Genomic DNA, 2,263 nt, shown 5'->3' with positions numbered 1-2,263 from the left:
GGTTCTACCTGCCGCTGGTCATGGAGGCGGGGGCCGTGCTGGATGTCGGGTGCGGGACCGGTTCGCTGCTGCACCGTGCGCGGGAGCGGGGGCACCGGGGGCGGTTGGCCGGGCTGGATCCGGATCCGGCGGCCCTGGAGCGCGCCCGGCGGCGGACGGATGTGGAGTGGGTGCAAGGGGCGGCGGTCGATGCCGGGCCCTCGGGTGCGTTCGAGCTGGTGACCATGACCGGGCACGCGTTCCAGGACCTGGTGACCGATGACGAGGTGCGGGCCTCGCTCGCGGCGATTCACGGGGCGCTGTGTGCGGGTGGCCGGTTCGCGTTCGAGACGCGGCATCCGCAGGCGCGCGCCTGGGAGCGGTGGTCCTCCGCCAACCCGGACGACGTCGCGGAGTTCGTGGACGGCGCGGGGCGGGCGTTGCGGTACGGGCATGAGGTGGAGTCCGTCGACGGGGATCTCGTCACCGTGCGGGGGACTGTCGCCGCCCCGGACGGCACCGTGCTGCGCGTCCTGCGGGAGCGGCTGCGGTTTCTTGGGGCGGAGGCCGTTACGGGGTTTCTCGTCGAGGCCGGGTTTGTCGTCGACGGGCAGTTCGGCGGGTGGGACCGGGAAGCGGTGACCGCCTCCAGCCGGGAGGTCATCACCCTCGCCCGCCGTGTGTGAGGGGTCAGCCCAGCCGCAGCTCCGCCCAGACCGCCTTGCCCCGGCACTCCCGGCTGAAGTCGTGCACGCCCCAGCGGTGGGAGAGCCGGCGGACGAGGAAGAGGCCCCGGCCCCGGGTCCGGTACGGGGCGGGAGTGTGGGGCGCGGTGGCCGGGTGGGTCGGGCTCGTGTCCCAGACGCTCAGCCGGAGGGTTTCCGGAGCCGAGCTCCAGCCGACCCGGAGGAAGATCTCGCCCGCGGTGTGCCGGTAGGCGTTCGTGACCAGCTCGCTGGTGAGCAGCTCGGCGGAGTCGAGGAGCGGGATCAGGTCGTGTTCGTGCAGCACGATCCGCACCGTCGACCGCGCGATCCCGGGCGCGTGCGCACTGTGCGAGAGCTGGAGGCTGTATCGCCAGTCGTGGGACGGGTGGATTGGTTCCGGGCTCGTTGCCGGGTGGATGCTGTGTGCGGGCATAGGTCGCCCTCCTCGCCGGGATCGCGATGCGTACTGGCTTCGTGACCTACAGTAGGGCATCGGGAACATGCTTGTATCCCGTTCACGGGAAAAGCTTGCTCCTGTAGTCTTCCGGCCGGTAGGAGGAGAGGACGAGTCATGCCACCGCGGAGTACGCCGACCGTCAGGCAGCAGCGTCTAGGGCTGGAGCTGCGCAAGCTGCGTGAGCGCTCGGGAATGAGTGCGCTGCAGGCTGGGGCGCTGCTCGGTGTGGACCAGGCGCGGATGAGCAACATCGAGTCGGGGCGTGCGGGCATCAGTGCCGCGCGCATCCGCACTCTCGCGTGCAACTACGACTGCCCGGATGAGCAGTTGACGGACGCTCTCGCCGCCATGGCAAGCGGGCGTGCCCGTCACTGGTGGGACGAGTACCGAGGGCTGCTTCCTCCCGGACTGTTGGACCTGGCTGAGCTGGAGTACTACGCGACGGTGATGCGTACAGCTCAGACCGCGACGCTTCCGGGCCTGCTCCAGACCACCGAACACGCCCGCATCGTGTTCGATCAGGCGATCCCCCAGCTGCCGCCGCACGAGGTGGAGCACCGGACCTCGTGGCGTATCAAGCGTCAGTCCGTGCTCCACCGCGAGGACGCGGCGCCGTATACGGCCTTGATTCACGAGGCGGCGCTGCGGATGCGGTTCGGCGGCCCGGAGGTGACAGGGCGGCAGCTTCAGCACATCATCGAGACGAGCGAACGGGAGAACGTGACGGTCCGTGTGATCCCCTTCGAGGCCGGTGAGTTCCCCGGGGCCGGGCAGACGATCTGCTACGCAGCGGGCACGGTGCCCCAGCTTGACACCGTGCAGCTGGACCAGGCGCACGGCGCCGTCTTCCTCGACATGGAGGCTCAGTTGGCGAAGTACCGAGGAATCCTGAACCGCTTGGAAGAGCTGTCACTCGGGGTGAGCGAGTCCCGAGACCTGATCAACAGAATCTCCCGTGACCTGTGAAAGGACCCTCCGTGCCCACGCGGCTCAACTGGCACAAGTCATCATTCTGCGCAGAGGCCAACAACTGCCTCGAAGTCGCCCCCTCCGTGTGGGGTGCTCGCCCGGCGCTTCACCTCCGGGAGTCCGACGACCCCTCCCGCGTCCTCACCACCAC

4 protein-coding genes are annotated in these 2,263 nt (G+C 69.5%); 3 read left to right on the top strand and 1 reads right to left on the bottom strand.

Going from position 1 to position 2,263, the window contains the following annotated elements; all coding sequences use genetic code 11:
* The coding region (locus G5C65_RS35790) for a class I SAM-dependent methyltransferase (RefSeq protein ID WP_165303221.1) at positions 1 to 665 on the top strand (665 nt) is incomplete at its 5' end.
* A 4-nt stretch (positions 666 to 669) separates the two neighbouring features.
* Here the strand turns inward: G5C65_RS35790 and G5C65_RS35785 are convergent.
* Complete coding sequence (locus tag G5C65_RS35785; protein ID WP_165303220.1) at positions 670 to 1,119, bottom strand: ATP-binding protein; 450 nt, start codon at positions 1,117 to 1,119, stop codon at positions 670 to 672.
* 138 nt (positions 1,120 to 1,257) lie between these two features.
* Between G5C65_RS35785 and G5C65_RS35780 the strand changes: the two genes are divergently transcribed.
* Positions 1,258 to 2,109 (top strand): helix-turn-helix domain-containing protein, encoded by an 852-nt coding sequence (locus tag G5C65_RS35780; RefSeq protein ID WP_165303219.1) that lies wholly within the window; start codon positions 1,258 to 1,260, stop codon positions 2,107 to 2,109.
* The coding region (locus G5C65_RS40280) for a DUF397 domain-containing protein (protein WP_338146824.1) at positions 2,106 to 2,263 on the top strand (158 nt) is incomplete at its 3' end. The genes G5C65_RS35780 and G5C65_RS40280, both read left to right, overlap by 4 nt.

The organism is Streptomyces boncukensis (genome assembly GCF_011045075.1).
In the GTDB taxonomy this organism is placed as follows: Bacteria; Actinomycetota; Actinomycetes; order Streptomycetales; family Streptomycetaceae; genus Streptomyces; species Streptomyces boncukensis.
Note: the sequence above shows the minus strand (reverse complement) of the source record. Positions and strands in the feature narration are given on the sequence as shown.